Here is a 21,996-nt window from a genome sequence, read left to right on the forward strand (position 1 = left end):
AATTGTCAGACGTGATTCTCACTGGCTTTGTGTGCCTGATGATTGGCTACGGCACGGGTACCGTACTCACCGAACGAAAAAAAATGGTGACCCTCGAGCACAGCCTCATGCTCAAATGGAGCGATGGGGTCTTCGATGACCCACCGCTGGGCGCGCACGTGTTTCTTGAGCCTCACATGAATGGCAAATCCGTGCGCCTTCGCGTGTATATCGGCCGGGATCAACCACAGTTTTATATGCCCGGACGCATCGGAGAATTGGACGTGACCGACACCGCCGAAGAAGCCGCCGCCAAATGGAGCAAAATTCGCTGGGACACCGATGGCCTGCACATCGGCATAAACGGCAACCGCACGCGCCGCTTCATCCCGCGCGCACAGATTCTGCCCATCACCCAATGAACCTCCCCGCGGCCTTCACTGACGCCTGCGCGCGGCTGAACATTCCCGTCACCGACCATTGTCTGCACGTCAACGTGGCTGAGCAAACGCTCACGCATTTCCACGGCGACACCTCAAAAATATCCACCGTCTCCACTTCCAAACGCGGCACGGGACAGGAAATGGATTCTTTCCAAACGCCTCTCGGCCTGCATTGTGTGTGCAAAAAAATTGGCGCGGACGAACCGGTCGGGACGATTTTTAAAGGCCGCCGCTCAATCGGCATCGACGGCAAGGGCAATCCCGAAGCACTTATCACTGATCGCATTTTATGGCTCAGCGGGTTGGAACCAGATTACAACCAAGGCGGCACTGTGGACAGCCACGACCGATATATTTATATCCACGGCATCGGGGATGAATCTCGCCTTGGCAAACCCAATTCACAAGGCTGCATCCACTTGAGCGCAGCAGATTTACTGCCGCTCTTTGATATCGCTCCAGAAGGCACGCTGGTTTTTATCAGCAAAAACTAACTTTTGCGCAGGGGCTTTCTACATTACACTCCCCTTCCCGATGAACTTAACCGAACAAATGACCGCGCTTGCGGAAAATGCCAAAGCCGCCGCGCACCTAATGACGCGACTAAGCACGGCGGAAAAAAATACCTGTCTCCTTGCGATGGCCGACGCCATCGAAGCCAACAGCGACGCGATCAAAGAATCTAACGCGAAGGACATGGACACCGGTCGGTCGATGAATTTATCGCAACCAATGTTAGACCGGCTACAGCTTGATGACACACGGATTAACGCGATGGCAAACGGGCTGCGTGAAGTGACAGCATTACCGGATCCGGTAGGACGCGTCCTCGACGAACGCAACCAACCCAGCGGGTTGCGCCTTAAAAAAGTCGCCGTGCCTATTGGGGTGGTGGTGATGATTTATGAATCGCGACCGAATGTGACGGCCGATGCGGCTGGGCTTTGTTTCAAATCCAGCAACGTGACGATTTTACGCGGCGGCAAAGAGGCGCTTCATTCCAATCAAATCATCGCTCGCCTCATGACCGAGGCTGGCCAAAGTGCTTGCGATGCGTTCCCCGAAAACGCCATCCAAGTAGTGCCTACCACCGAGCGTGCGGCAATTCCGGAACTGTTGTCACTCACGGAGCTGGTCGACCTTTGCATCCCGCGCGGCGGCGAGGGGCTCATTCGCGCGGTGGCTGAATGTTCAAAAGTGCCCGTCATCAAACATTACAAAGGCATTTGCAGCGTGTATTTGGATGCTGAAGCCGATACGGCAAAAGCCATCGCCATCACTCTTAATTCTAAAACCCATCGCACCGGCGTTTGCAACGCGATGGAGACGCTCCTCATCGATCGATCAATCGCAACCACTTTGCTGCCACAGGTGGCGGATGCACTGCGGCAAAAGGGCGTAGAATTACGTGTTGATGAACTCAGCGCGGACATTTTACGTGATCACATCACGGCCGCCACCGCTGCGGATTGGGACACAGAATTTCTCGATCTAATTTGCGCCGTGCGCGTGGTGAATGGAGTTGAGGGAGCCATCACGCACATTAATTCACACGGCTCTGGGCACACCGATTCGATCGTGACGGAAAACCAATCCACCGCGCGCCGTTTTCAACAGGAAGTTGATTCATCCACTGTTTTCTGGAATGCCTCAACTCGCTTTTCTGACGGTGGCGAATTTGGGATGGGCGCGGAAATCGGCATTAGCACCGACAAGATCGGCGCCCGCGGGCCAATGGGCTTGGAGGAGTTGACCACCTACAAATGGATCGGTGAGGGCGACGGGCTTACACGTAATTAATGGACGCCGCCACGAGAGCCAACCGCATTCGAGACGCCCTGCCCGCTGGTGGTTTGTTCGACGGGCATGAATGGCGAATTGCGACGAAACCCTTTCCGCTGGGAGCCAGGTTTGTTCGCGAACTGGAATCACTCGGGCGAGTGCTGCTTAAATTTTATCGCGCGGCAGATTTACTTTACCGCCAAAGTTTGACGGGCAAGCAACCGGCGTGGGTGGCGGAGTGGCTAGACCAAGGCAAGCCACATTCACTGCTGGATTGGCAACGGCATGTCAGTTTTAAAACCGCTTTGCCCCGAGTCTTGCGCCCAGACATTTTGCTGACCGAAGAGGGTTGGCACATCACCGAACTAGACAGCGTCCCAGGCGGCATCGGCCTCACAGGATGGCTGAATGAATCGTACGGAAAAGACTCCGAAGTCATCGGTGAAACCCACGGGATGATCAACGGCTTTGCGGGGATGTTTGACGGTGATGGATCCGTAAAATTAATCGTGTCCGACGAATCCGCCACTTATCGGCCGGAGATGGAATGGTTGTGTCAACGGGCAGGCGAGCGCTTCACAGTGCATAACGCTGGGTTTGATCAATTTGCCAAGGGCGATTCAGTATATCGTTTTTTTGAATTGTTCGATCTGGATAATGTGCCAAATCACCAGGCGCTCTTTGAATTGGCCACAACCAATCAGGTTCAACTCACTCCGCCCCCCAAGGCGTACTTGGAGGAAAAAATGGTTTTGGGATTACTTTGGAACCACAACCTGCGTGAATTTTGGCAACGCGAATTGGGCGGCAAATTTTTTATCCAGTTACGGAACGCCGTTCCCCAGACGTGGATAATGGACCCCGCGCCCCTGCCCCCTCACGCTGCAATGCCGGGACTGGACTTGACGAACTGGCAACAACTTTCTGCCTTATCCAAAAAGGATCGCCAGTTAGTTTTGAAACTTTCCGGCTATCACGAACGCGCGTGGGGGGCACGCAGCGTTCGACTGGGGCACGATCTTTCGCAACCCGAATGGGCCACTGCCGTGACAGAGGCTATCACCGACTTCGAACAATCGCCCTGGGTTTTACAACGATTCAAAAAACCCCGGAGCGTCCAGCATGAGTGGTTTGATTTTGAATCAGGTGAAGTGAAAACGATGCACGGCCGTGTTCGATTGTGCCCGTATTATTTTGTGCACGGCGAGGAAACCGTAACCTTGAGTGGGGTGCTGGCAACGGTTTGTCCGGCGGATAAAAAAATTATCCATGGGATGCGCGATGCAATTCTTGCGCCATGCGGAGTTGGCGAGGTCAACGAAGATTCGCCGGGAAATCTGTAGGCACGGTGTAATTCAGCTGGCCATGAATGATTTCTCGTTGAGTGGAAATCTGCGACGGCTCCACCACCAATTTTTGAACCACTTCATTGAAGGCCGGCAATGCGTATGAGGGGGGCGCAGCCCGAAAACTGGCGTCCGGCCGTGAGGGTATGGGCTTTAGTCCTCCAGGTTTCTTGGTCGGTAGACTGGGGCGAGAACTGTCGCCCGGGCGCTGCTTGGAACCAAATGAACCTTTTGGTGGAAAACGGCTGCCCCGATCAGGGCTAGGGTTGGAAGCAAACTTGGGTTTTTCAATTTTCAGATCATAAGTATTTTCACCCACCTTGACGACCACTTTGCTGTCGGCTACATCAACGCTGACCACTTCCACGCCATCTTTACTTTCTTCCGGACCGAGGAAGACACTCACCGTTTTACTGCCACCAGCCTTACTCATACGGAGAACGGCTTTGGGGGGATTATACAGAGTTGAAATCCCCATAAGTTTTGGAGCCCCAACGGGAACGAAATCCTCAATTTCAGCAGGCTTGTCAACTTTGGGTGGCGGATTGAGTCGAAATGGATCTTTGCTGACAATCACACCAAATTCTTTCAGTGCTTTGATCTTTGCCTCTAGGCGAGCTTTCGCAAGTGCTTCATCATCCTTGGGTTGTTCAGGCACAACCTCCACCGGTTTCAATTCCGGCCCGACTACTTCGGGCACGGTATTTGTCACAGTCGCTGTTACATTGGTGCCCGCAGCCGGTGCGTTGATTACCGAGTCCCCGCGCACTGGTGGAGTTTCTTGCGCGCGCGCGGCGACCGCCGCCCAAACGGACACCGAAAGAATTAACAGAAATTGCCGCCCACTCATGTGAGTCAACCTATCGGACAATCGTTGAAATTGCGAGCGTTTTTTATCCCCATACATCTGCGCCATCATAGACGCCGTGCGAGGGAAAGCGTTACTCATATGAGGCTTGAGCACCGCCCACCACGCGTTTTTTCATCCACGGCATCAAGCCCCGCAGGCGGGCGCCTACTTTCTCGATGTTGTGTTTCTCGCCGTCTTTCATCAATTTGTTATAACGCTTGTAACCGTTCTCGTATTCCCTAACCCAGCCTTTGGCAAACTTGCCGTTTTGGATTTCCTTAAGCGCCGTCTTCATCCGACGTTTTACGCTGGCGTCAATAATTTTGGGGCCCACACTCACGTCACCCCATTTGGCTGTTTCTGAAATAGAAAAACGCATCCCACTAATGCCGGCCTCATTCATCAGGTCCACGATGAGTTTCAGTTCGTGCAAACACTCGAAGTAAGCCATCTCCGGCTGATACCCTGCTTCCACCAGCACTTCGTAACCCGCTTGGATCAACGCGCTGGCGCCACCGCATAGCACAGTTTGCTCGCCAAACAAATCGGTTTCCGTTTCCTCTTTGAAAGTCGTTTGCAATACACCGGCACGGGTGCCGCCAATGCCCTTGGCCCAGGCGAGCGCATTCTTCTTCGCTTTACGGGAAGGGTTTTGAAAAACCGCGATCAATGAAGGCACGCCCTTCCCTTCCAAAAATTGCCGACGCACGATGTGCCCCGGCCCTTTGGGTGCCACCATAATGATGTCCACATTCTTTGGCGGCACGATGGTTTTAAAGTGAATGGAAAACCCGTGGGAAAACACAAGCGTCTTGCCTTTGACGAGATTCGGCTCGATGTCTTTTTTATAACACGCCGCTTGTTTGGTATCCGGCAGAGCCACCATGATGATGTCGGCGCGACGCACGGCTTCGTCAGTGTCGAACACTTCGAATCCTTTTTGCTTGGCCACGCGGCGCGACTTGCTGCCTTTGTAAAGGCCGATGACGACCTTGCATCCGCTCTCTTTGAGATTGAGCGCGTGCGCGTGGCCTTGGCTGCCGAACCCGAGCACCGCAAGGGTTTTGCCCTTGAGATCTTTCAGGTTCGCATCTTTGTCAGTGTATACTTTTGCTGGCATTATATTTTAAAAATTAGGGCAATTGGTTTGCTAGCGCGGTAGCGCTACTTTTCCGGTGCGAGTAAGTTCAATTACTCCAAAGTTTTCCATTAATTCAATAAACTTCGTCACTTTCGTTTCGTTGCCAGTGACCTCGATCGTCATGCTCTTGGGCTGAACATCCACAATTTTGGTGCGGAAAATATCAGTGATTTGCATCACCTCTGAACGCCGCTTGCCATCCACTTTCACTTTCACCAAAACTAATTCGCGATCGATGTATTCGTAATCGCGAAAGTCAGTCACATCGAGCACGTTAACCAACTTGTTGAGCTGACGCACGATTTGCTCCACCGTGGAATCATCGCCGCGAGTGACAATTGTCATCCGCGAAACTTCAGGATCGTGAGTGGGCGCCACATTGAGCGTGTCGATGTTGTACCCCCGCCCACTGAACATCCCCGCCACGCGCGTGAGCACGCCAAAGGTGTTTTCCATAAGAACGGAGATGGTATGTCGCATAGGCTGCATCGATTTCGGGCCGCGAAAACTAGCAACGGGGCATTGTTCGGTCAATCCAATTCACGAAAAAGGGGCTAAAAGAAAGGGTTGTTCGCCTGCTCCTCAGCCACCGTGGAGAGCGGTCCGTGACCGGGACAAATCAACGTGTCGCCCGGCAGAGTCAATATTTCCTCGCGCACTTTGGATTGTGCCAATTCCGGCGTATTAAAATCTTTCCCCATCGAACCGGCAAAAATTGCATCCCCAACCACCGCCACCGCCGGCGCATTGCCCGGCCAGCCTTTGATGACATACGTTACCCCATCTTCCGAATGCCCCGGTGTGAGTCGCGCGGTCACCGACAAGCCGCCCACCGAAACCGCCTCACCGGGCACCACCCGATTACGCTCGGGCGCGCCGCTATTATTCGAGTGCAATACAATTTCCGCCCACCGCTTGCGCACATCCCCAATCGCCGCCACGTGATCGCCGTGCATATGCGTGATAAATAAATGCTGCACATCCAACTCATGCTCATCCGCAATGCGAAATAAATCTTTTGCAAACCAACCCGTGTCAAAAATCGCCCCCACACGCGAAGCCGCGTCCCATGCCACGTAGCTATTCACCTCAAATCCCTCCGCCGTGGTCACCACACGCAACTCGCCCCAACGCGCCAGATCGACCGGCGCCGGTTCCCAACCATTTGCCACCCCCTGCGCTTTCGCCGCATTGAGCCCCAGCCGATCCGCCAGTGCGGCAATGTTCACTGGCGCTTCAATCACACCTTCGGTTTCCCATTCTTTCAACTGCGCTTCAGTCAAACCCGCCAATGCTGCCGCCGCGCTTATGGGCGTTCCCGTTTGCAAACGCGCCTTGCGGCACACATCCCCAATGTGATCTTCCAAACTCATCCGCACGAGTTTGGCAAACCACCCCCACCATTGCCAGCACGCACCGCGCATGTTAAAAACCCCGTGTGCCAACGATCCGCGTAATCTTGCCAATTCTGTTCATCACCCTCCTCGGCGGAAACGGATGCGCTTGGATTAAAAGCATCACTCGCTCCAACACTCCCAAACCCGAATTACCCCCCGTACACTTACCCAACGCCAATAGGCCCGCCACGCCGCTTACCAAGGAATCAGAACTACAATACATCTTCACTGCCGATAATACTGCCATCACCGAGGTGGCCAAATGGATTGACGAAAACACCACCCTCATCCGCACCGACCCCACCCGACGCAAACTCCTTGCCCAGCGCATCCGAACGCGCCTCGACCGGGTCCGCAAATTGTATCTCGCTTTTTTAGAAAAACACCCCGACAACGCCCGCGCGCGTGCTGCTTACGGGAGTTTCCTCGCCCATCTCGATGATCAACAAGGTGCGCTCCGCGAACTTAAAGCCTCTGCTGAACTTGCGCCTTTCAATGCCGCCGTGCACAACAACATCGCCACTCACCTCGGCACGCTTGCCGTGGAATCCGGCCACCACACGCGTGTGGGTGAAGTGTTGGAGGCCTATCAAAAATCCATTCGCCTTGCTCCGCGCTCGCCGCTCTATCGGCACAACTACGCCATTGCACTTTCGCTCTTCCAAAAGGAAACCGCTGCACATTTGAAACTCACACCGCGCGAAGTCACCGAGGAAGCGCTGAAACAAATCACCGAAGCGTTGCGTTTGGATCCCAACAATTTTGAAATCGCCGCTGACCTCGCCGAGACTTTTCACGATTTCAAACCCATCCCACGCCAGAAAACGCTCGCCGCGTGGAATCACGCCGCCACCCTCGCCACCACTGAAGACGAACGCAACTGGGCCGAATTACAAATGGCCATCGTGAACATCGAAACCAATCATTTCGACGAAGCCAAACGGCATCTCGAAAAAGTGAATGTCCAAATTTACGCTAAATTGAAACAGCGATTGCTCAGTGCCATCAAGCACACTCCTAAACAGAATCCCGCTAAGCCCTGAGCGCCGCCAGTAGCTTCTCGTGGATTCCCCCAAAGCCACCGTTGCTAAGCACGCAGAGAATATCGCCTTCCACTGCTTCGCTGGCGACGTGATTCACGATTACATCCACATCCGACAAGTACGTGCCCCCTGCGCCGTGGCTTCGGATGTCAGCCATTAATCGCTCCGCGTCCAGCCGCTCAGCTTCAGGGATTTGCTCCAAACGCGCTACTTGCGCGACGACCACTTGGTCCGCATCCATAAATGACGCGGCTAATTCATCCTGAAAAACACTGCGCCGCGTGCTATTGCTGCGCGGTTCGAAAATCGCCCAAATGCGGCGACTGGGATAACGTGCCTTCAGGGCCTTGAGCGTCTCGCGAATGGCGGTGGGATGATGGGCGAAATCGTCAATCACCGTCACGCCGCACGCCTCGCCGCGCACTTCCATTCGGCGTTTAATCCCCTCAAAGGAATCAAAGGCCGATTGGATTTGCAAATCACTCAACCCGCAATGCCGCGCGACGGCGATCACCGCCAGCGCATTGCGTACATTCAATTCGCCAAATAGCGGCAGTGAAAACTCCGTGCCTCCAATTGAGAACCGCGAACCCTCCACCGCAAACCTCAAGCCGGCCGCATCGCCCAAGCCGAATCGCTGAATCGGGCAATGATCAATTTTCAGCAAGGGCGCGATGTTCGCGTCGTCACCATTGGCAATGAGCAGTCCGTTACGCGGGATGAGATTGATAAAATGGCGAAAACTTTTTTGAATTTGGGCGAGGTTTTCAAAGATGTCCGCGTGATCGAATTCAAGATTATTGAGCACCGCCACTTCCGGTTGGTAATGAATGAATTTGCTGCGCTTATCAAAAAACGCCGTGTCATATTCGTCGCCCTCGATGATAAACCATTCGCTGTTCGTGAAACACGCGCCCTGCGAAAAATTATTCGGAATGCCGCCAATGAGATAACTCGGGTTCAGTCCATTGTGCTCAAACACCCAAGTGAGCAGCGCGGTGGTAGTGGTTTTGCCGTGCGTGCCGGCAATCACGATGGAACGCTTGCCGCGAATAAAAGTTTCCTTCAATAATTCCGGCAATGAACAATAGCGCAATTTGCGTTCCAGCACTGCCTCGGCTTCGGGATTGCCACGGCTGATTGCATTGCCGATAACCACCAACTCCGGCGCATCATTGAGATTCTCTTTGCGATAACCCACCTGCACTTCAATGCCGCGCTCGGCCAGAAACGTGGACATCGGCGGATAAACATTCACATCCGAGCCAGTGACACGCACGCCGCGCTCCTGCAACGCAGCCGCCACCGAGGCCATCGCGGTGCCGCAGATCCCGATGAAATGGATGGATTGGATGTTTGAAAGCATTCCAAATTAACCACAGAGACCCTGTGATGAAAAATTCACGATCCCAAAATTTTCTTGAGCAATTCCCCAACCATTTGAGGGTTTGCCTTGCCGCAACTGGCTTTCATCACCTGCCCCTTCAAAAAATTCAGCGCAGTCTCTTTGCCATTCTTAAAATCTTCGACGGGTCCGGGGTTGGCCTTGATCGCTTCATTGCAAAACGCCTCCAGTTCACCGGAGTCGCTTACTTGCGAAAGTCCTTTTTCCTCAACGATGGCCAACGGTGATTGGCCGCTTTGAAACATTTCGACAAAAACATCCTGCGCAATCTTGCTGTTGATTTGACCGCCCTCAACCAGCCCAACCAATTCGCCAATCGCGCCTGCCTCAAATTTCACATCGGCCACCGAGCCGCCGGTTTCTGTGAGCTTGGCCTGTAAATTGTTCATCACCCAGTTGGACACCGCCTTTGGATTTTTTGCACCCTTCGCCGCCGCCTCAAAATAATCACCCAACGCTGCGTCGCCCACGAACACTTCCGCATCGCTGGCAGGCAATTGATAATCCGCCATCAAACGCCGCTTCCGGGCGAGTGGGAGTTCCATCACTGAAGCCCGGATTTCGGCCAACCATTCTTCCGAAGGCGCGTGCGGCATCAAATCAGGATCGGGAAAATAACGGTAGTCGTGTGCGTCCTCCTTGGTGCGCATACTATCGGTGATGCCGACGACATCATCCCACCGGCGGGTTTCCTGCACCAACGTGCCGCCTTCGCGCAGCACGTTGATCTGGCGCTCAATTTCATAAGCAGCCGCGCGACGCACGCCGCTGAAGGAATTCATATTTTTAATCTCAATCTTTTCGCCTAATTCAGTTTGGCCGATCGGCCGCACGCTGATGTTCACATCGCACCGCACCTGCCCTTTTTCCATATCGCAATCGCTTACGCCGCCGTATTCGAGAATAGCCTTGAGCGCGTTGAGATATTCATAAGCCATATCGGCCCCGGTGATATCCGGCTCGGTGACAATTTCCAATAGCGGCACGCCGGCACGATTAAAATCCACACCGCTATAATCAGCAAAATGAGTGCTCTTGCCCACATCCTCCTCGAGATGCGCGCGGTTAATGCGCACGCGCTCGGTGTCCTCGCCAAATTCAAACTCCACAAACCCTTCAATCGTGGATGGATAATCCAATTGCGTGAGTTGATAATTCTTCGGGTTATCCGGATAGAAATAATTTTTACGATCCCACTTTGAGAATCCGGGCACATCGCAATTCAATAACATTCCCGTTAAAGCCGTCTTTCGCAATGCCTCCGCATTGGGCACCGGCAGCACCCCCGGCAACCCAAGGCACACCGGACACACATTCGTGTTCGCGTCCGCGCCATATTCATTGGCACACCCGCACCACATCTTCGTACGCGTGCGAAGCTGCACATGTGTTTCCAATCCGATGACTGCCTCGTATTCCATCAGGTTAAAATGGGTCGTTTGAGGTGCCAATCAGTAGCTTGTTCATAGGCGTGGGCGGCCCGAAGCAACTCGGATTCGCCAAAGGGTTTGCCGGTCAACTGCAATCCCAAGGGTAAGCCATCTTGTGAAAATCCACAGGGAACACTGATCCCGCAGAGGCCGGCAAGATTGCAGGAGATGGTGAAAATGTCGGAGAGGTACATTTGCAAAGGGTCGTTTGCCTTTTCTCCTATTCTGAATGCGGGTGTTGGCGTGGTGGGGCTGGCGATGAGGTCAACTTCTTCAAATGCGTTTAGGAAATCCTGCCGAATGAGGGTGCGGACTTTTTGAGCGCGCAAATAATAAGCATCGTAATAGCCACTGCTCAAAACGTACGTACCGAGAATGATGCGGCGCTTAACCTCTTCGCCGAAGCCGGCACCGCGGGTGACGCGGTTCATTGCTTCGGGGCTCGCGCCATTCACGCGCGCGCCGTAGCGGACGCCCTCGAAGCGGGCTAAATTGGCCGAGGCCTCGGCGGTGGCGATGATGTAATACGTGGCGATTGCGTACTCGGTATGGGGGAGGGAAATTTCGACGACTTCCGCGCCTTGCCTTTCGAACTCGGCCACGGCAGCTTCGATGGCAGTTTTGACTTCGGGGTTGAGACCTTCGATTTGGTATTCTTTGGGTAAACCAATTTTCAGGCCCTTGATGTCGCCGGTAAGCGCGGCGGGGTAATCAGGCACAGGCTCGGGGACATTGGTGGAATCGCGTTTGTCTTCGCCTGCAATCACACCGAGCAACGTCGCGGCATCACGAACATCTTTGGTGAGCGGGCCGATTTGGTCCAAAGACGAAGCGAACGCCACCAGGCCGTAGCGGCTCACGCGGCCGTAAGTGGGTTTGAGGCCGACGCAACCGCAAAGCGCGGCGGGTTGGCGAATGGAACCGCCGGTGTCGCTGCCGAGCGAGGCGATGCATTCATCCGCGGCGACCGCCACGGCGCTGCCACCGCTAGAGCCGCCGGGGATGCAATCCGTGTCCCACGGATTGCGCGAGGGGCCGAAGGCGGAATTTTCCGTAGAGCTGCCCATCGCAAACTCATCCATATTCACGCGGCCAAAAATGACTGCACCGGCGTCGCGTAGTTTTTGGGTAACGGTGGCGTCATACGGGCTATTGAATTCGCCGAGGATTTTGCTGGCGCAATTGAGCGGGTGACCGTTCACGGCGATGACATCTTTCATCGCGATGGGCACGCCGAGGAGCGGCTTGGATTCACCGGCAGCGCGCGCGGCATCGGCGGCATCGGCTTGGGCAAGTGCGGCGGCGGGGTCGTGGCTGAGGAAAGCGTTGAGCTGGCCGTCCACGGCAGAGATGCGGTCGAGGCAAGCTTGGGTGACCTCGCGCGAGGATAATTCCTTTTGGGCCAGCTTGTCAGTGAGCTGCGAAATCGTGAGCGTGTGCGGCATGGTCACTCGACGATTTTGGGCACGATAAAAAGTCCGTTGACGGTTTTAGGTGCATTGCCCATTGCGGCTTCGTGGGAGAGGGATTCGCGTGGTTCATCTTCGCGCAACACGTTAGTGAGCGGCACGGCGTGGGCGGTGGGTTCGACACCTTCGATGTCCAATTCGTTGAGCTTGTCAACGTACTTGAGAATGTCGCCGAGCTGCAATCCGAGGCGCGCCTCCTCTTCGGCAGTGAGCTCGATTCGGGCCAGCTTCACAGCGTGCTGGAGATCCTCGCGCATCAGTCTAGGCCTCGCCGAATTTTCCTTCGATTAAGGACTGGATGGCATCCGCGGCACTTTCGGCATCATCTCCGCTAGTTTCGATAACCAAACGCGTCCCATTGGCTGCAGCGAGTGTCATCAGGCCCATAATGCTTTTACCGTTCACGCTGTCGCCGTCCTTGGTGACAGTAATCTCAGCCTTAAACGTGTTCGCCATCCTGACGAATGCGGCTGCGGGACGCGCGTGCAGTCCGGATTGATTAGAAATAATCAACTCCCGGATGACAGCTTCATGATGGCCATTCGTTTCCATAGGTGCCAGGCGCAGGGATTTTCGGGGATAGCCGCCGGTTTGGCGAGGAATTATTCCGGTTGACCCGGATTCATCTGCGCGATCAGACGTTTATTCAACTCCTCGGCAGCATTATAGCCCGTGCTCTTGAGCTTGCCTTGGAAGGCCGCAACCTCTACGAGCCGCGCAATATCGCGCCCCGGTCGCACGGGGATAATAATATGCGGGATGCGTACGCCGAGCACTTCGGTGGTTTTTTCCTCCATTCCGAGGCGATCCACTTCCTCAACTTCATCCCAATCCTGCAAGGACACCACAAGATCGAGCTGCTTTTCGCGGCGGATGCTTTTCACGCCAAACATCATGCCCACATCAATGATACCGATGCCCCGCACTTCCATATGATTACGTGTGATGCTCGCGCTAGTGCCGATGACCTCGCGACCGTCGAGGAGTTTCACTTTGGTGACATCATCAGCCACGAGGCTGTAGCCGCGCTCAACAAGCGCGAGCACACACTCGCTTTTGCCGATGCCGCTATCGCCCTTGACGATAACGCCGACGCCGAGAATATCCACCATACTGCCCTGCACTTGGCCGCGCGGCGCGAACAAATCCTCCAACGCCATCGTGGCGCGGTTGATAAATTTCATCGTGATGAGCGGGCAACGAAACACCGGGATGCCTTCCTTCTCAGCGATTTTTAACAACGCGGCATCCGGTTTGAGATTGCGCGAGTAAACAATGCACGGGATACGATGGCTGCAAATCTCCGCGTAGCGTTCGGCGCGCACTTCAGGCGCAAGCGATTTGAGATAAGTTACCTCTGCCGAACCCATCACTTGCAGGCGGTTGATGGCAAAATATTTTGTGAATCCCGCCAGCGCGAGGCCGGGGCGATTCACGGTGGGCTCCTTAATGGCGCGCTTGAGACCATCGGCACCCGCAAGCAAACGCAAACCCAACGCGGAGGCGTTATCCACGTAAAATTCCTCGACGGTTATTTTGGGCTGGGGCATTTCAGATGGTCAAATATTGAATTCAGGGCCAAGATAAAGATCGCGCGCTTGGGAGTCATTGACAAGGAATTCCGCATCCCCTTCCAGCAGCACGCGGCCTTGGTGAATGAGGTAAGCGCGGTCCACCAGCTTCAACGTCTCGCGCACATTATGATCGGTGATGAGAATGCCGAGGCCGCGCTCTCGCAGGCGGCGCACGATTTTTTGCACCTCGTAAACCGCAATTGGGTCTATACCCGCGAACGGTTCATCCAGCAATAGCAACTGTGGACTGGTGACCAGTGCCCGGGTGATTTCCAGACGGCGCTTTTCGCCGCCGCTCAATTGATAAGCTTTACTGTTTGCAAGGCTGGCAAGGTCGAGTTCTTCGAGCAAACTCTGCAAGCGCACGCGGCGCTCCACAAGGCCGATCTCGCAGGTCTCGAGAATGGCGAGAATATTTTCCTCCACCGTGAGCTTGCGAAATACTGAAGGTTCCTGCGTGAGATATCCAATGCCCGCACGCGCACGGCGGTGCATGGGCAAATGCGTGATGGGCTCTTCCTTAAATAACACGCCGCCTTCATCTGGCTGCACGAGCCCCACGACCATGTTGAAGGTCGTGGTTTTCCCTGCACCATTGGGGCCAAGGAGGCCAACAATTTCGCCGGGTTGCACGTTGATGGAAACACCATCCACTACTCTCCGCTGGCCGTATTCCTTGGCCAGATTTTCCGTCGCCAGCAAACTCATTTTTGGGGCGGACCCAACCGACGCACCGGCGTTTCCGGAGCAATTTCTTTGGGGGCAGGCTTAACCGGAGCAGGGCGTCCTAAATTCGCTTCTTCGTTTTGCTTTGCCCCCAGGTTTCCTGTCAACCGATCATAAATAATTACCGGCGCTGAAAGCTCCCCTCCCTTTTGATCAATAATCTTGGGAAGCAGATTACCCGGTTTCGAGGTCAACACCACTTGCTCGGTGAGCTGGGTGTAAACTGCTTTATCACCCATGGCGCGGCTTTTATTTTCCCGATTGATGATCACCACGTTGCCCTCTGCAATCAGCATTTTTACATTCCCGCCCATTCCCACCATTGGGCCGGGCAGCACTTTTTCGCCCGCGTTCAGCGGTGGTTTTTTAACCGGCTTGGGCGCGGGTTTGTCCGCTTTGTCCATAAAAATCACCGTCAATTTATCGCAACTTAAATCCAATGTGCTATCCACGACCCGGACGTTGCCCTCGTAAATCGCCAATCGTTTTTTGAGATTGTAGTTAAAGGAATCAGATGTGCTTTTCATCCCCTCCTCCTCCACCTTCACTATGGGTGGGGGGGGGGCATTTGCTTTTGCCGGTGCATCAACCGCAACCGCCAGCATTGCGAACGCAAAACTGATACCGGTTATCGTTTTATTCTTATTCATCAATCGAAAAGCCTTTCCTCGTCACTGTCTTCACATTATTGGAAATCGTCAAGGTTGATTCCCGTTGCCGCCATTCAAACCCGCGCCCGCTAAGGGACGCATCGCCATCCGCCCGCCGGAGAGTCATCGGCCCATCCGAGGAGGCAACGTGAGTGCGGAAACTAAATAAACACTCGGGCGCTTCGATAATCAAGCTCACTTTTCGAGCCACCCCGTCATATTCGTAGGTTTCCAGACGCATTTCGGTGATGAGCATCATCCCGCCTTCCACTTCCTTCGCGGTGTCGCCGGTGAGCAAAGACTTCATTCGCCCCGTCGCGCGTTCGTATTCAGGGTATTTGATTCGCTTTTGCCCTGCTTCACTCGGGCCGACTGATTCCCCATCCGCCTCCGGCTGCCCCGGCGCATCCTTACAACTGACCATTGCACAAATTCCCAACAACGCCAGCCCCACGGCAATGAAACATTTATTGTTCACGATAACCCTCCGGATGCCTGAGTCGCTGGAGAATCGCTGGCATCAGTCCCTGCGACCGCAAAATTTTATCGCACACCTCGCGTACCGCGCCCCGGCCGCCGGTGGCGGTGGTCACATATTTTGCTGCGCGCTTCACATCCGGCATCGCGTTACCCACCGCGATGGGCAAACCCACACGATCGAGCACCGCAAGGTCGTTGATATCGTCGCTCATAAAACAAGCGTCGGCCCACGCAAGCTTCGCTTTTTTCAAAATCGACTCCACTGCAGCCACTTTCGGTTGCGGTTGTTGCCACAAATAATCCACCTTCAATTCTTTCGCCCGCACCGTCGTCGCCGCCGACTTGCGATTGGAAACCCACCCCACCGGAATTCCCACATGCTGCAGCAAACGCATCCCCATTCCATCCTGGATGTTGAATTGCTTGAACTCCGTTTTACCGTTGAGGATCACCGTGGCATTCGTCAGCACCCCGTCCACGTCCGTGAGAAAAATCTTCACGCGCTTAAACATCGCCGTTGTTGCCTTTTTCGAAACGCTCATCGCACTGCTTTGTATACTTTTAAAATTTGTTTCAAAACCTTCGGCATATCGCGCAGCGGAATCATATTCGGCCCATCACTCCAGGATTTTTTTGGATCGGGATGCGTTTCGATGAACAACCCATCGGCCCCCGCCGCAATTGCCGCCCGCGCAAGCACCGGCGCAAACTCACCATTGCCGCCAGATTTGTCGCCACCGCCTCCGGGCATTTGCACCGAATGCGTGGCATCGAACACCACCGGGAAACCAAACGATTTCATAATTGGCATCGACCGCATATCAGCCACAAGATTGTTATAACCAAACGTCGTGCCGCGATCGGTGACCAATAATTTTTTACCGCCCACCGCCGTCGCCTTTTTCACCACTTCCCCCATTTCCTGCGGCGAAAGAAATTGGCCTTTCTTCAAATTCACAATCACCCCCGTCCGCGCTGCCGCCTCAATCAAATCCGTTTGCCGGCACAGAAACGCCGGGATCTGAATTGCGTCCACCACCTCCGCCGCCGCCATCGCTTGGGCCTCGGTGTGCACATCCGTCAGCACCGGCACGCCGACTTTTTTGCGCACTTTTGCTAACACCGCCAGTCCCGCCTCAATCCCCGGGCCGCGCTTGGTTTTGCCGGAAGTGCGATTCGCCTTATCAAAGCTCGCTTTGAAAATATAAGTGATTCCCATCCGCTTGCACGTGTCGCGCATCGTCCGCGCCACTTTGAGACAGAGCACCTCATTCTCTATGACACACGGCCCCGCGATGAGAAATAAATGTTTCCCACCGGTCAAGCATCTCCAAAACTGATGATTCGAACCCTCCACGACCGGATGTTTAGCAGCCCACGTACTGAATGTAAAGAGAGCGCGCACGATTGACAATTCCACCCCAAATGGCTACGCTAAATCCAATGCGTTTCACGCCCCTCATTTTCATATTACTTGCCGCCTCGGCCACCGCCGCGCCGCTCAGTTTCAACCGCGACATTCGCCCCATTCTTTCCAACACTTGCTACCAATGCCACGGGCCGGACAGCGCCGCGCGCAAGGCAAAGTTGCGGCTCGACCGCGAAGCGGATTCGCGCGCGGAATTGAAAGGCGGCGCGCGCGCTATCGTACCGGGCAATCTTTCGGAGAGCGAACTCATCTATCGCGTCACCACCGATGACGCGAATGAAAAAATGCCACCCGCCGAATCGCATCGACAACTCACTGCCAAACAAATCGAATTACTCAAACAATGGGTCAAAGAAGGCGGCAAGTACGAAAAGCATTGGGCCTTCACCCCCCCCAAAGCCGCACCATTGCCCAGTTTGAAATTGAAAAACTGGGCGCGCAATGGGATCGATCATTTTGTTCTCGCGCGATTGGAAGCGGAGGAATTGAAACCTTCACCCGAGGCGGACAAGGCCACTTTGCTTCGGCGCGTTTCGTTTGACCTCATCGGCTTGCCGCCAACCCTCGCCGAACTCAACGCCTTCTTCGCCGACAAATCGCCAAAGGCATTCGAGAAAGCCGTCGATCGCCTCCTTGCCTCGCCGCGTTATGGCGAGCACATGGCGCGTTACTGGCTCGATGCCGCACGCTACGCCGACACCAACGGCTACCAATACGACACCCACCGCGATATGTGGCCGTGGCGAGATTGGGTCATCAACGCTTACAACCGCAACCTGCCCTTCGACCAATTCACCATCGAACAACTCGCCGGCGATCTCCTCCCCAACGCCACGCTGCAACAACGCGTCGCCACCGGTTTCAATCGTAACCACCCCATCACCATCGAGGGCGGCATCATCGACGAAGAATACCGCACCGAATACGTCATCGACCGCGTAACCACTTCCGCCCAAGTGTGGCTTGGGATGAGCTTCCTCTGCGCTCGCTGCCACGACCACAAGTTTGATCCCATTTCGCAAAAGGAATTTTATCAATTCACCGCCTTCTTCAATCAAGTCCCCGAGCGCGGAATGCGCGGCTTCACGCCCAATGTAAAAGTGCCCGCTGCATCAAACAAACAACTTATCGCCGAGTTAACCGCTGCGGAACAAAAATTAATGACACTGGAAAAACCCATCGCCACGGCGCAGCACCAATGGGAAAAAACCATCGCCACCCAACGTCAGAAACCAATGTGGGCCACTCATAAACCCTCCAAAACAACCGGCGGTAAAGGAACCTCCTTCACCCCAATGCCCGACGGCTCCACGCTCGTCGGCGGTAAATCGCCCGCCAGCGAAACGTACACGCTCCGGTTACACACCAAGCAAACCGGCCTCACCGCCATCCGCCTCGAATGCCTTACCCATCCCAGCCTCCCACACAACGGCGCGGGCCGCGCATTCAACTCCAATTTTGTGCTCGGCGAATTCGAGGCGGAACTCGTTCCCCCCGCCAAAGACGGCAAGCCGGAGCAAATCAAATTTAAACGTGCCATCGCGGACTATTCACAAAACGGCTACAACATCGCCAATACCATCGACGGCAAAACTAACACCGGCTGGGCCGTCGATGGCCCTTCTAAAAAGGAAAATCGCACCGCCATTTTCATCGCTGAAAAACCGTTTGGATTCGAAGGCGGCACGGATTTGGAAATCCGTTTGCGCTTTAACTTCGACTCAACCCACAGCATCGGACGCTTTCGTATCAGCTTCACTGATTCCTCCAAACCGGAATTCCTCGACCGCAATACCCTCCCCACTCTCGCCGCCATCCCATCCGCCAAACGCACTCCCGATCAAGCCCAACAATTGCGCGACTTTTACCTCGCCACCGCCGCGCCGGCAGATACCAAGGCGTTGCACCAAAAAATCCAATCCCTCCGCGCCCGGCGCGATGCCCTGCCCAAGAACAGCCCCAGCCCAATGGTAATGCAGGATATGGCCACTCCCCGAAAAACTTACGTCCTCGAGCGCGGCCAATACGACCAACGTCGCGAAGAAGTTTCCGCCAACACACCCGCCGCCCTCGGCGCAATGGCGAAGGATGCCCCACGCAACCGACTCGGCCTTGCTCAGTGGCTTGTGAACGGCAGTCATCCGCTCACCGCGCGGGTGGCAGTGAACCGCGATTGGCAACGCCTCTTCGGCGAGGGGCTGGTAAAAAGCACCGAGGAATTTGGGACGCAAGGCGATTGGCCGAGCCATCCGGATTTGCTCGACTGGTTGGCGGTTCAATTTGTGGAAAAGGGATGGGATCAAAAAAATTTAATCAAACTCATCGTCACCAGCGCCACCTATCGGCAGGATTCACGCGCCTCCGCCGCCCTGCTTGCACGCGACCGCGACAACCGCCTGCTTGCGCGCGGGCCGCGCCATCGGCTCGATGCCGAAGTCATCCGCGACAACGCGCTCGCCGCGAGCGGTTTGTTGCTCGACAAAATTGGCGGTCCCAGCGTTTACCCTTACCACCCCAAAGGCCTCTGGTTGGAGCTGAACAATCGCCCCGGATTATCAAAGCCTTACCCCCACGCCAAAGGCGACGCACTCTTTCGCCGCAGCGTTTACACCTATTGGAAACGCACCGTGCCGCCGCCGTCCATGGCCACCTTCGACGCACCCGAGCGCGAGTTTTGCCTCGTACGCCGCAGCCGCACCAACACGCCGTTGCAAGCGTTCGTGCTGCTTCACGATCCTCAATTCGTCGAAGCCGCCCGCCAACTCGCCGCCCAAATGATGGCCGCCGCCAAAGACCCGAAGGCCCGCATCACCCACGGCTTCCGCATCATCACCGCCCGCCCGCCCAACACGCGCGAGCAAGCCATCCTCCAACGCCTCTTCACCGAGCGCTTTGCGTTTTACAAACAGAACCCCAAAGCCGCCGAAGCCCTTCTGGCTATCGGAGAATCCCAAACTCCCGAACCCCTCGCCGCCACCGAACACGCCGCATGGACAACGGTGGCTCGGGCGATGATGAACTTAAGCGAAACGATTACGAAAAATTAAATTTTAAATTACCAATGCCCAAAACCCAATGACCAAGGAATTCCCAATCCCCAATTACCAAGCGCAAGCCAGACGCGTGGTTTTGGAGGGACGAGCTTGCGAGTCCGTTTGCGGATTGAGCGTGCGCGGACCCGCAAGCTCGCCCCTCCATTTTCGCTCATTGAATCATTGCTCATTCCTTGGGATTTGCTCATTGGGCCTTGGTCATTCACCCCTCCTTGAAAAATGATAATTGATAATTCCATAAACCGCCGCCATTTCTTCCACCGCTCCGCCACCGGCATCGGCACCGCCGCCCTTGCCTCGCTGCTCAACGAAAATCTCTTCGCAAAGCCAAAGTTGCCCGACTTAATGTCCGGTTTGCCCGACGTGCCCCATTTCGCACCCAAGGCCAAGCGCGTTATTTATATGTACCAAAGCGGCGCTCCATCGCAGGTCGATCTCTTCGACCCCAAGCCTTCACTCGAGAAACTCAACGGCCAAAACCTGCCGGACTCCATCCGGAAAGGCCAACGCCTCACCGGAATGACCTCAAGGCAGAAAACTTTCCCCGCCGCCAAATCGTTTTCCCCATTTCGCGCCCACGGCCAGAGCGGCACGCAAATCAGCGACGTCCTTCCGTGGCATCACAAAATCGTCGACGAAATCTGCCTCATCCGCTCGATGCACACCGAGGCCATCAACCACGATCCCGCCATCACCTTTTTCCAAACCGGCCACCAACAACCCGGCCGGCCCAGCCTCGGCGCGTGGGCCAGCTACGGCCTCGGCAGCGCCAGCAAAGACCTCCCCGCCTTCGTCGTCCTCCACAGCAAATGCACCGATCCCCAGGCCCAACCGCTCTACGCGCGACTTTGGGGCAGCGGCTTTTTGCCTAGCAATCATCAGGGCGTTAAATTCCGTTCCGGCAACAACCCCGTCCTCTATCTAAACGATCCCACCGGCGACACCCCCCAAGGCCGCCGTCAACTCCTCGATTCACTTGCCCAGCTCAACACCCTCCGCCGTGAAGACACCGGCAACCCCGAAATTGATACCCGCATCGCCGCGTACGAGATGGCGCACCGAATGCAAATGAGCGTGCCCGACCTCACCGACCTCAGCAAAGAACCCGCCAGCACCTTCAAACTCTACGGCGAAGACGCCCGCATCCCCGGCACCCACGCCGCCAACTGCCTCCTCGCCCGCCGACTGGCCGAGCGCGACGTCCGCTTCATTCAGCTTTACCACCGCGGCTGGGATCACCACAGCGGATTGCCAGGTCGCCATCCAAAAATCGCCAAAGAAACCGACCAAGGCAGTGCCGCCCTCGTGCTGGATTTAAAAGAACGCGGCCTCCTCGACGACACCCTCATCATCTGGGGCGGCGAATTCGGCCGCACCGTCTACCGCCAAGGCGGCAACGCCAACAGCTTCGGCCGTGACCACCATCCCCGCTGCTTCTCCCTGTGGCTAGCCGGCGGCGGCATCAAAGGCGGCATCACCCACGGCCAAACCGACGACTGGTGCTACAACATCGCCAAAGACCCCGTCCACGTCCACGACCTAAACGCCACCCTCCTCCACCTCCTAGGCATCAACCACGAAAAATTGACGTACCGATACCAAGGCAGAGACTACCGCCTAACGGATGTGCACGGAAAAGTGGTGAAGAAGATATTGGTATAAAGCAGGATTTAAGAGAAAATCTCGAATCTAAAATGGCAGTGCCTTATGCACCAAGATTGTCGTCAGTAGCCGAAAAGAAGAAATGAAACTTTCACGATTTTTCTTGTTGACAAAACCGCCGAATCAACCAACCTGAC

General features: G+C 55.2%; 22 protein-coding genes. 7 read left to right on the forward strand and 15 right to left on the reverse strand.

Translation table 11 applies throughout. The annotated features are described in order from the left end of the window. Positions 1–11: 11 nt before the first annotated feature. Genes H8E27_05285 through H8E27_05300 form a run of 4 tightly spaced genes read left to right on the forward strand, consistent with a single transcriptional unit; the run spans position 12 to position 3,547 of the window. Positions 12–401 (forward strand): hypothetical protein, encoded by a 390-nt coding sequence (locus tag H8E27_05285; GenBank protein ID MBC8325020.1) that lies wholly within the window; start codon positions 12–14, stop codon positions 399–401. Further along, positions 398–916: a L,D-transpeptidase gene (locus H8E27_05290; protein ID MBC8325021.1), complete on the forward strand. Its 519-nt coding sequence runs from the start codon at positions 398–400 to the stop codon at positions 914–916. Before H8E27_05285 ends, H8E27_05290 begins: the two co-directional genes overlap by 4 nt. A gap of 40 nt (positions 917–956) precedes the next feature. Continuing rightward, positions 957–2,222, forward strand: coding sequence for a glutamate-5-semialdehyde dehydrogenase (locus tag H8E27_05295; protein ID MBC8325022.1), 1,266 nt, complete (start codon positions 957–959; stop codon positions 2,220–2,222). Next, positions 2,222–3,547, forward strand: coding sequence for a hypothetical protein (locus tag H8E27_05300; protein ID MBC8325023.1), 1,326 nt, complete (start codon positions 2,222–2,224; stop codon positions 3,545–3,547). Before H8E27_05295 ends, H8E27_05300 begins: the two co-directional genes overlap by 1 nt. Here H8E27_05300 and H8E27_05305 read toward each other — a convergent pair. From H8E27_05305 to H8E27_05320, 4 genes are all read right to left on the reverse strand, one after another. Next, positions 3,519–4,499, reverse strand: a complete 981-nt coding sequence (locus tag H8E27_05305) for a hypothetical protein (GenBank protein ID MBC8325024.1) — start codon at positions 4,497–4,499, stop codon at positions 3,519–3,521. The genes H8E27_05300 and H8E27_05305 overlap by 29 nt on opposite strands. Next, positions 4,492–5,520, reverse strand: coding sequence for a ketol-acid reductoisomerase (gene ilvC / locus H8E27_05310; protein MBC8325025.1), 1,029 nt, complete (start codon positions 5,518–5,520; stop codon positions 4,492–4,494). Before ilvC ends, H8E27_05305 begins: the two co-directional genes overlap by 8 nt. Before the next feature lie 30 nt (positions 5,521–5,550). Further along, complete coding sequence (gene ilvN, locus H8E27_05315) at positions 5,551–6,021, reverse strand: acetolactate synthase small subunit (GenBank protein MBC8325026.1); 471 nt, start codon at positions 6,019–6,021, stop codon at positions 5,551–5,553. A gap of 74 nt (positions 6,022–6,095) precedes the next feature. Beyond that, positions 6,096–6,914, reverse strand: coding sequence for an MBL fold metallo-hydrolase (locus H8E27_05320; protein ID MBC8325027.1), 819 nt, complete (start codon positions 6,912–6,914; stop codon positions 6,096–6,098). 65 nt (positions 6,915–6,979) lie between these two features. Here H8E27_05320 and H8E27_05325 point away from each other — a divergent pair, with 65 nt between their 5' ends. Then, on the forward strand, positions 6,980–7,981 hold the full coding sequence (locus H8E27_05325; GenBank protein MBC8325028.1) for a hypothetical protein: 1,002 nt from the start codon (positions 6,980–6,982) through the stop codon (positions 7,979–7,981). Here H8E27_05325 and mpl read toward each other — a convergent pair. From mpl to kdsA, 11 genes are all read right to left on the reverse strand, one after another. Further along, positions 7,971–9,347 carry a UDP-N-acetylmuramate:L-alanyl-gamma-D-glutamyl-meso-diaminopimelate ligase gene (gene mpl, locus H8E27_05330; GenBank protein MBC8325029.1) on the reverse strand — a complete coding sequence of 459 codons (1,377 nt, stop codon included), beginning with the start codon at positions 9,345–9,347 and terminating at the stop codon, positions 7,971–7,973. The genes H8E27_05325 and mpl overlap by 11 nt on opposite strands. Before the next feature lie 35 nt (positions 9,348–9,382). After that, entirely contained in the window at positions 9,383–10,807 is a 1,425-nt protein-coding gene (gene gatB, locus H8E27_05335; protein MBC8325030.1) for an Asp-tRNA(Asn)/Glu-tRNA(Gln) amidotransferase subunit GatB, read from the reverse strand. Continuing rightward, on the reverse strand, positions 10,807–12,261 hold the full coding sequence (gene gatA, locus H8E27_05340) for an Asp-tRNA(Asn)/Glu-tRNA(Gln) amidotransferase subunit GatA (protein MBC8325031.1): 1,455 nt from the start codon (positions 12,259–12,261) through the stop codon (positions 10,807–10,809). The genes gatB and gatA overlap by 1 nt, the downstream gene beginning before the upstream one ends. A 2-nt stretch (positions 12,262–12,263) precedes the next feature. Beyond that, positions 12,264–12,542: an Asp-tRNA(Asn)/Glu-tRNA(Gln) amidotransferase subunit GatC gene (gene gatC / locus H8E27_05345; protein ID MBC8325032.1), complete on the reverse strand. Its 279-nt coding sequence runs from the start codon at positions 12,540–12,542 to the stop codon at positions 12,264–12,266. Between the two features lie 4 nt (positions 12,543–12,546). Further along, positions 12,547–12,837, reverse strand: a complete 291-nt coding sequence (locus H8E27_05350) for an HPr family phosphocarrier protein (protein MBC8325033.1) — start codon at positions 12,835–12,837, stop codon at positions 12,547–12,549. A 50-nt stretch (positions 12,838–12,887) separates the two neighbouring features. Next, positions 12,888–13,835, reverse strand: coding sequence for an HPr(Ser) kinase/phosphatase (gene hprK / locus H8E27_05355; GenBank protein ID MBC8325034.1), 948 nt, complete (start codon positions 13,833–13,835; stop codon positions 12,888–12,890). A 9-nt stretch (positions 13,836–13,844) separates the two neighbouring features. Then, on the reverse strand, positions 13,845–14,567 hold the full coding sequence (lptB, locus tag H8E27_05360; GenBank protein MBC8325035.1) for an LPS export ABC transporter ATP-binding protein: 723 nt from the start codon (positions 14,565–14,567) through the stop codon (positions 13,845–13,847). Continuing rightward, positions 14,564–15,112, reverse strand: coding sequence for a hypothetical protein (locus H8E27_05365; protein ID MBC8325036.1), 549 nt, complete (start codon positions 15,110–15,112; stop codon positions 14,564–14,566). Before H8E27_05365 ends, lptB begins: the two co-directional genes overlap by 4 nt. Before the next feature lie 115 nt (positions 15,113–15,227). Then, positions 15,228–15,659 (reverse strand): hypothetical protein, encoded by a 432-nt coding sequence (locus H8E27_05370; GenBank protein ID MBC8325037.1) that lies wholly within the window; start codon positions 15,657–15,659, stop codon positions 15,228–15,230. 43 nt (positions 15,660–15,702) lie between these two features. Next, a complete protein-coding gene (locus H8E27_05375) occupies positions 15,703–16,257 on the reverse strand; it encodes an HAD hydrolase family protein (GenBank protein ID MBC8325038.1) in 555 nt (184 codons plus the stop codon). Beyond that, entirely contained in the window at positions 16,254–17,072 is an 819-nt protein-coding gene (gene kdsA, locus H8E27_05380) for a 3-deoxy-8-phosphooctulonate synthase (protein ID MBC8325039.1), read from the reverse strand. The genes H8E27_05375 and kdsA overlap by 4 nt, the downstream gene beginning before the upstream one ends. An 86-nt stretch (positions 17,073–17,158) precedes the next feature. On the opposite strand from kdsA, the gene H8E27_05385 reads away from it, so the two are divergent. Both H8E27_05385 and H8E27_05390 read left to right on the forward strand, forming a co-directional pair. Beyond that, the gene (locus H8E27_05385) at positions 17,159–20,191 is read left to right on the forward strand and encodes a PSD1 domain-containing protein (protein ID MBC8325040.1); all 3,033 of its coding nucleotides are present in this window, start codon (positions 17,159–17,161) and stop codon (positions 20,189–20,191) included. 225 nt (positions 20,192–20,416) lie between these two features. Further along, complete coding sequence (locus tag H8E27_05390; GenBank protein MBC8325041.1) at positions 20,417–21,859, forward strand: DUF1501 domain-containing protein; 1,443 nt, start codon at positions 20,417–20,419, stop codon at positions 21,857–21,859. The last annotated feature ends 137 nt before the right edge of the window (positions 21,860–21,996 follow it).

Source organism: Limisphaerales bacterium, from assembly GCA_014382585.1.
In the GTDB taxonomy this organism is placed as follows: domain Bacteria; phylum Verrucomicrobiota; class Verrucomicrobiia; order Limisphaerales; family UBA1100; genus JACNJL01.